Source organism: Citrobacter sp. Cpo071 (assembly GCF_030332765.1).
Lineage (GTDB): Bacteria > Pseudomonadota > Gammaproteobacteria > Enterobacterales > Enterobacteriaceae > Citrobacter > Citrobacter portucalensis.
In genome coordinates this window covers 182,173-190,108 of record NZ_JAOWHE010000081.1, presented here as the reverse complement: position 1 = coordinate 190,108, position 7,936 = coordinate 182,173, and the positions used below count along the sequence as shown (strand labels likewise).

The following is a 7,936-nucleotide window of genomic DNA, read 5'->3' as shown; positions in this document are numbered from 1 at the left end:
GAACTGCCAGGCATCAAATAAAAGCGAAAGGCTCAGTCGAAAGACTGGGCCTTTTGTTTTATCTGTTGTCTGTCGGTGAGCGCTCTCCTGAGGAGGACAAATCCGCCGGGAGCGGATTTGAACGTTGCGTAGCAACGGCCCGGAGGGTGGCGGGCAGGACGCCCGCCATAAACTGCCAGGCATCAAATAAAGTGAAGAAGCCCATCCTGCCGGATGAGCTTTTTTGCGTCTGTGCGGGATGAAAACCGCCGGATGCAGCGTGCCGCCTTATCCGGCCTACAGAGGCTGGGCTGAACGTATTTTGTAGGCCTGATAAGCGCAGCGCATCAGGCAACGCGGCGGTACATTGCCGGATGCGGCGTACCGCCTTATCCGGCCTACAGGGGCTGGGCTGAACGTATTTTGTAGGCCTGATAAGCGCAGCGCATCAGGCAACGCGGCGGTACATTGCCGGATGCGGCGTACCGCCTTATCCGGCCTACAGGGGCCGGGCTTAACGTATTTTGTAGGCCTGATAAGCGCATCGTATCAGGCAACACGGTGGTACATTGCCGGATGCGGCGTAACAGCCTTAATCGGCCAACAAAAGCACACTGTCTCGATCTACTACACGGATCTCTCCCTCAGAACATATCTGAATCCTTTCTCTGCTAATTAAAATCGTGATCTTTACCGCACAATAAGATATAACAATTATATAACATTCTGTTCACCAAAAAACACACAACCATCATTGATAAATTCACGCGATCGTTGGCAGGGGTACAATTCTAATGGCTGATAGTAGTGTAACTGAGAACGGGGCGCTGGCAGACGGCGATACCCGTCGTCGTATATGGGCGATTGTCGGAGCATCATCAGGGAATCTGGTCGAATGGTTTGATTTCTATATCTATTCATTCTGCTCTCTTTATTTTGCTCATATCTTTTTTCCATCAGGAAATACCACCACACAACTCTTACAAACCGCTGGCGTTTTTGCCGCTGGCTTCTTGATGCGACCAATTGGAGGCTGGCTGTTTGGCCGTATCGCGGATAAGCACGGGCGTAAAAAGTCCATGTTGCTGTCCGTTTGTATGATGTGCATGGGATCGTTGGTGATCGCTTGTCTACCGGGATATGAAACTATCGGTACCTGGGCGCCTGCGCTATTACTGCTGGCAAGGCTATTCCAGGGGTTATCTGTCGGTGGTGAATACGGAACCAGCGCGACCTATATGAGTGAAGTCGCCGTTGAAGGTAAGAAAGGTTTTTATGCTTCATTCCAGTACGTAACGTTAATCGGCGGACAGTTACTGGCATTACTGGTTGTGGTCATATTACAGCACACGTTAGAAGACTCTGCGCTCAGAGAGTGGGGTTGGCGTATTCCATTTGCGTTGGGCGCCGTGCTGGCTATTGTTGCGCTATGGCTGCGTCGCCAACTGGATGAAACCTCAAAACAGGATGTTCGCGCGCTGAAAGAAGCGGGTTCCCTGAAAGGTCTGTGGCGTAATCGCAAAGCTTTTGTCATGGTGCTTGGTTTTACCGCCGCGGGTTCGTTGTGTTTTTACACGTTCACAACCTATATGCAGAAGTACCTGGTTAACACAGCCGGTATGCATGCCAACGTAGCCAGCGGGATTATGACGGCGGCACTGTGTGTGTTCATGCTGGTACAACCGTTGTTCGGCGCCTTGTCAGATAAAATTGGCCGACGTACTTCAATGTTGTGTTTTGGCGCTTTGGCCGCGATTTTCACCGTTCCCATTCTGACAGCATTGCAAAGCGTAACATCCCCGTATATGGCGTTTGCTCTGGTGATGTGTGCTCTGTTAATCGTCAGTTTCTATACGTCAATTAGCGGTATTCTGAAGGCCGAAATGTTCCCGGCACAGGTACGCGCTCTTGGGGTCGGCTTATCTTATGCGGTGGCCAATGCGCTGTTTGGCGGTTCAGCCGAATATGTCGCGTTGTCCCTGAAGTCTGTCGGTATGGAAACGACATTCTTCTGGTACGTCACTGCGCTGGCAGTAGTTGCGTTTTTAGTATCGCTAATGCTGCATGGGAAAGGGAAAGGTCTGCGCCTCTAGTAATGTGCCAGTTGCCAGACCGCATAGCCGGTAGATGCGCCTGCAACATCCCAGGCGAAGTCCTTCCAGCTCCAGCCGCTCCCTGCGGGACGGCTGTCCCATAGCTCTTTTGACGCACCCAGGCTGACTGAGAACATCAGGCCGATAGCCGCACTGCGATCGCGGCTGTTGCCCTGATGTTGGGCATATTCATTGCCGGCTGCGGCAAGCATGGCGGAGGCGATGAAGTGTTGAGCTTTGTCTTGCCCGCTCCACTGGTCGTTAGCCATATGGCTGCAGCCCGAAATGGCAAGGATACTGGTAAGAATGAACAGGCGCACCGTTGCCTCCATATGAAAAACCCCGTCACTGGACGGGGTCTTGATTACAGAATACGGCTAATTAATCTGTCGATACGAATACGGCGTAGTCGACGGATGAGCTTACGCACTTTGACCGGATAGTCAGCAATGCTTTGCAGGTCGCGATAGTGCTTAACGACGGTAGTATGCGTACGGATAAGCTCCAGCTCTTTATCGCGCTGAGGGGTGAGCTCTTGCTTAGGATCGTGGATAAGGATGGCGTTTTCCAGATCCAGACGCCAGGCACGAGGGTTAAGGTTGTTGCCGGTGAGCAGCATCCATTTATCATCAACCCACATACCTTTCAGATGATAGGTATTGTCATCATCTTTCCATAAGCGCACGACCAACTGGTCGGTATTCACGTAATACTGCAATCTGCTCAAGAAACGGCGCAGATTTATTTCATACAGATAAGGCAGCGCACCGATGATCTTGAATGGCTCATCTTCCGGGATGAAAAAGTCGTTGGCGGTTTTATCACCGACAATGATTTCGACCTTTTTCCCTTCACGCAGCAGTTGAATGATATTGCGCACCAGTATGGCGGGAAGGTTGAAATAAGGGGTACAGATTGTAAGCTTGTGCTCCGCGCAGGGCATAAGATGGAAAATGGTCTTATTTAACAGACTGGATTTCCCAAGGCCCACCAGAGGCGTAACCGAAAGCTGTTCGTTATCAGCATCACCCTGAAAATGGAATGACGCATCGCGCAGTTCCTGACGGTACAGGCGGATGTCGTTTTTAATTTCTGGGCTTTTAGGGCGGTTGATATCATCAAGACGGTTAACGCCGCGACCGTTCATCAGGTTTTGCGTCACCCAATCGAACATGATATCGGCCATTTGCGCGTTGCGAATCAACTGATAACGGTCATAGCGATATTTATCATGCTGATGCAGGTAAACATCGTTCAGACTGGCCCCGCTGTACAGGACGCTGTCATCAATGATAAAGCCTTTGAAATGCAGGACGCCAAGCGCTTCACGGGTGTTAATCGGGACACCGTAGACAGGAATATCGATACCAGGGTTTTCTTGCGCCATTCGGCAATACCAATCAGCATTGGTATTGGATGCCGCAGCACCAATACGACCGCGCTGGGCTCGGTGCCAGTCGACAAGCACCCGGACATCCAGCTCAGGACGCTGCCGTTTTGCCGCATAGAGAGCGTCAAGTATGCCTTTACCACCGTCATCCTGTTCCAGGTACAGCGCAATAATGCAGATCCGTCGCGTCGCGCTGGCTATTTTTTCCAGCAGAGTCTCCCTGAAATTAGCGGGAGCATAAAAGAAATCTACATCATCAACTGACTGAGAAATCTTGGGTAGTTGGGCAAGGTGTTGTTGATGTTTATTACGCTTAAATTTTGACAACATCACAGTGCATTTCTTCTCTGTTCATTGAAGGGTCCTCTGTGCTATGCAGACGACATAAGCGGGCAATGATACCACCAGTACCCATTAATGTGGTCAACATTTCCAGTACCTTACTCACGATTCCTCACATTGGGCCAGATTAAGCGTTAGCCCAACAATTCCCTCTTCGAGCTGGACGTCAACAACAAACCCGAGTTTTCGGGCCAGGGCGACCATCCCACGATTGTTCGGCATCGTAATACCATTCAAACGTATAAGTCCGTGATCTCGAGTATAGGCAATTAATTTTTCCATCAATCGGCGACCCAGTCCAAGCCCTTTGAGATCGGAACGAACCAGTACGGCAAACTCAGCGTCTACGTTATCAGGATCCGAGATTGCTCGCGTTACGCCGAGGATCTCTTCGTGATTATCTTTACAACGCACCGCAACAAAGGCCATTTCCCGATCGTAGTCGATCTGCGTCATATTGGCTAAATCTTCGTGGGTAAATTCGTTGATCTCACTGAAATAGCGATAATAAAGATCTTCTTTTGTCACCTGAGAAATGAACTGCTGAAGATGAGGTTCATCCTCCGGCAAAATGGGGCGGAACAGACAGCGCTCGCCGTTCTTCAACTCCACCCACTCTTCAAGCTGATGAGGGTAGGGACGTACAGCCAGTCTGCTTTCGTTATCTCCCGTGAAAGGGGCAATATCCAGCGTAACGTCCAGCGCGGTAAATTCTCCGGCCGAGGCCAGCAGCGGATGAATATCCAGACGCTGAATTTCCGGGCAATCGACGATCAGGTTGGAGACCTGCACCAGAAGTTGGCTCAACCCGGCGATATCCAAAGGGCGCAGTGCGCTGCGCGCGCGGATCTTTTTATTTTTGATCCCCTGGATCACCAGATAACGCGCCAGATTCATGTTCAATGGCGGCAATGCCACCACGGCTTGCTCTTCCGGTCGCCACTCAACACCACCTTCACCCAGCATAATCAACGGGCCAAATACCGGGTCGTGTTCAACGACGACACGAAGCTCCTGAGCGCCGGCGCGATTCGCCATACTTTGCACTAATAAGCCGTGAATGCGTGCCTGCGGCCAGGCCATTTTTACCCGATCGAAAATTGCATTGGCGGCCTGCTGCACTTCAGTGGCTGTACGCAGGTAGAGCATCACCCCCTGAACTTCTGATTTATGCGGAATATCAGGAGAACGCAGCTTGAGCGCCACCGGGTAGCCGATTTGCTCCGCGATGTGTACGGCTTCCGCGCTGTCGCTGGCGATCCATGTTGGCAGCGTGTGTAAGCCATAAGCCTGTAAAATCGGCTGCACTTCATGGGTATCAAGCGATGTCGCTCCTTCAGCAATCGCCCGCTGTAACAGATTATGCGCTTCGGCGGTGTTGGAGGTCAGGCTGTCAGGCAGCGCAGGCGTTTCTCGTAGCTGCTTCTGGTTTCGCCGATACTCCACCATATGCATAAATGCGGTGATGGTACCTTCCGGCGTGCGGTAGGTGGGCAGTCCGGCTTCGCTAAACAGTCTGCGGGCTTCCTGAGAGGAAAACTCTCCGCACCAGTTGGTCAGCAACGAGACGAATTTTCCTCGGGGGTGATGCTTTACCGCTTCAATCAATGCCAGTGCGCTTTCGGTTCCGGGAGCGGCTGCGCTGGGTGAATGAATCACCATCAGCGCGTCGAAATCCTGGCTGGCGAGCAAAATATCCAGCGTCTTAACGTAGTGTTCGCTGCTGGCGTCATCACGCAGATCCAGCGGGTTGGCGATATCAACATGTTCAGGCAACGCATCACGTAATTTCTGGCAGGTGTCTTCACTCAACGTCGCCAACTTGCCATTTTTTGACCACAGTTCATCTAATGCCAGTGCGGCAGGCGCGGCCCCATTGCTGATGATCATCAGCCTGTCGCCACGTAGTGGACGCATGTGACTCAGGGTTTCGACCGCCGAGAACAGCTCGTGGGTGTCTTGTACGCGTAGTAAACCGGCGCGCTGAATAGCGGCATCCCACGCAGGGTCCATCCCGGCGCTGGTATGCAGTAAACGCTGCGCCGCTGGACTACGACCGCTCTTAATCACCAAAATAGGTTTATTGCGCGAGGCGCTACGGGCGGCGGAAACAAAGCGTCGGGCATCACTTAAATGTTCGAGATACAGCAATATCGCGCTGGTTTTGCTGTCGCGCGCCAGGTAATCCAGCAGCTCATCAACGTCGATATCCAGGCTATCACCCAGCGCGATAAAGTAAGAAAAGCCCATTTCTCTCTGCTGTGCCCAGTCGAGTATGGTATTGGATACGGCAGCGGATTGAGAGATAAAAGCCAGCTTGCCGCGCTTAATCGGGACGGGGGAAAAGCTGGCGTTAAGCCCTTGCCAGGGCGCGAGAAGTCCCAGGCTGTTGGGGCCCAGCAAACGTATGTTGTAGCGTGATGCGCAGGCCAGCAGCTCTGCGTGCTGCGCCGCGGGAGCTGAGAGAATAATGCAGGTTTTACAGCCTTTCTCGCCAAGCGCTTCGAGTAACGCCAGGTTACGGCTGGCATTGGTGCACAACACGGCGAGATCCGGGCTAAAGGGCAGGCTGTTGATATTGGGCCATGCCAGTACGCCCAGCACCGCTTTCCATGCGGGCGTCACCGGTAAAACAGGTCCATTGAAACCGCCGGCAAGCAGGTTACGCATCATCAGGTAACCCGCGCGATTAGGCTTCATTGACGCCCCAATCACCGCAATGGATTTCGGTCGCAGTAGTGCTTCCAGACCACGCTGACTCATATCGGCTTCCTTAATGACACCAGTGACCGAATGATTTTAAACGTTTTCTGAGGAATCTGCTGTGACGCTTCCCTGATGTTGAGTTTTTCCTGCCAGGTAGCGGGTTTTAAAGCGAGTGAAATGATCGCTTAACCCTTCTGCGGCTTGCGTATCTCCCGCCAGATCCAACAAGGCGATGGCCACTTCGGCAGTGCAATATTGCCCTTCAGCGTGAACGCCACGCAGGTGGTAAGCAGAAAGGCGTGATAAATCAACGGAGATCACCGGTAGGTTATCGAGGTACGGGCTTTTGCGGAACATTTTACGCGCCTCAGGCCAGGTGCCGTCGAGCATGATAAACAATGGGGGCTTACCGGCTGGTGGCGTGAAAATCACTTCACGCTCTTCACCCGCATAGGAGGCCGGGAATACAACCATCGGCTGGTAATCCGGATTTTTCACCAGTTCCAGCAGCGCCTGCGGCGGCTCGGTGCGTGACCACTGAAAAGCCGTGGTATCGGGCAGAATATCAGCAATCAAACGCCCCGTGTTGCTGGGCTTCATCGGCTCGGTATCAAACATCACCAGACAAAAGCGACTTTTTGCCTCAGAGGGTGCCAGCGTTGCGCACAAGCAGAGTTTCTGCGGCAGCAGGCAGCGCTGACAGCGGCGAACGCGATTACCTCGGGCAAGGAAAGGACGCGTGGCGCGCGCGAGGCGCTCAGCGCGTAACTGAAGAACAGCGTTATCGGTCATGGGGAAACACGTTGAAAAACGCTATTGTCGCAGAGGTGAAAACGGGGCACAAGATGCGCCCCGTAGAGATTATAATGATTCGTTAAGCCAGCTATCAAACGGGGCTTTTGGTACAGCGCCGTTAAGCATGTCGACGATTTCCCCTTTTTTGAAAATCATAATGGTCGGAATGCTGCGGATACCGAAACGGGCGCTGAGTTCACGCTCGGCTTCCGTATTCACTTTAACAAAACGCACTTTACCGCTACGCTCTTCCGCGACATCTTCAAAAATCGGGGCGAAGTTACGACATGGACCACACCAGGGGGCCCAAAAGTCAACGACCACCGGGAGATCGTCTTTTAACAGTTTATCCAGTGTCTCACCGGTCGCATTGATCACCTCCCCATCAAACAGGTCGTGACCACAGCGTCCGCATTTAGCCGCTTCCTGGACACGATCGTCGGGGATGCGGTTGATAGCCTGGCAGCTGGTACAAACGGTATTCATAACTAACCTCTGGATGAGTGGAGTGGACTTCACGGCAGGAACGCCAGTATGTTTCTATTATGTTACATATTATCGGGGAGTCTGTTCTAAACAACAATGCGTTTTATTCAATGAGTACAATAGTCCTTAGCTTTTAAATGAAATA

At 52.3% G+C, this 7,936-nt stretch carries 6 protein-coding genes; 1 reads left to right on the top strand and 5 read right to left on the bottom strand.

Translation table 11 applies throughout. From position 1 onward, the window contains the following. The first annotated feature begins 773 nt into the window (after positions 1-773). Positions 774-2,072 (top strand): MFS transporter, encoded by a 1,299-nt coding sequence (locus OGY09_RS14115; protein ID WP_008785510.1) that lies wholly within the window; start codon positions 774-776, stop codon positions 2,070-2,072. On the opposite strand, the gene OGY09_RS14110 is transcribed toward OGY09_RS14115, so the two are convergent. The 5 genes from OGY09_RS14110 to trxC form a co-directional block, all read right to left on the bottom strand. Next, positions 2,069-2,404 (bottom strand): YfiM family lipoprotein, encoded by a 336-nt coding sequence (locus OGY09_RS14110; protein WP_153687927.1) that lies wholly within the window; start codon positions 2,402-2,404, stop codon positions 2,069-2,071. The genes OGY09_RS14115 and OGY09_RS14110 overlap by 4 nt on opposite strands. Before the next feature lie 32 nt (positions 2,405-2,436). Continuing rightward, positions 2,437-3,792 carry a CDP-diacylglycerol--serine O-phosphatidyltransferase gene (pssA, locus tag OGY09_RS14105; protein ID WP_003835350.1) on the bottom strand — a complete coding sequence of 452 codons (1,356 nt, stop codon included), beginning with the start codon at positions 3,790-3,792 and terminating at the stop codon, positions 2,437-2,439. Positions 3,793-3,906: 114 nt separating this feature from the next. Then, positions 3,907-6,567 carry a bifunctional acetate--CoA ligase family protein/GNAT family N-acetyltransferase gene (locus OGY09_RS14095; RefSeq protein ID WP_032944266.1) on the bottom strand — a complete coding sequence of 887 codons (2,661 nt, stop codon included), beginning with the start codon at positions 6,565-6,567 and terminating at the stop codon, positions 3,907-3,909. Between the two features lie 36 nt (positions 6,568-6,603). Next, complete coding sequence (gene tapT, locus OGY09_RS14090) at positions 6,604-7,302, bottom strand: tRNA-uridine aminocarboxypropyltransferase (RefSeq protein ID WP_003835347.1); 699 nt, start codon at positions 7,300-7,302, stop codon at positions 6,604-6,606. A gap of 69 nt (positions 7,303-7,371) precedes the next feature. Then, entirely contained in the window at positions 7,372-7,791 is a 420-nt protein-coding gene (trxC, locus tag OGY09_RS14085; RefSeq protein ID WP_008785506.1) for a thioredoxin TrxC, read from the bottom strand. Between the last annotated feature and the right edge of the window lie 145 nt (positions 7,792-7,936).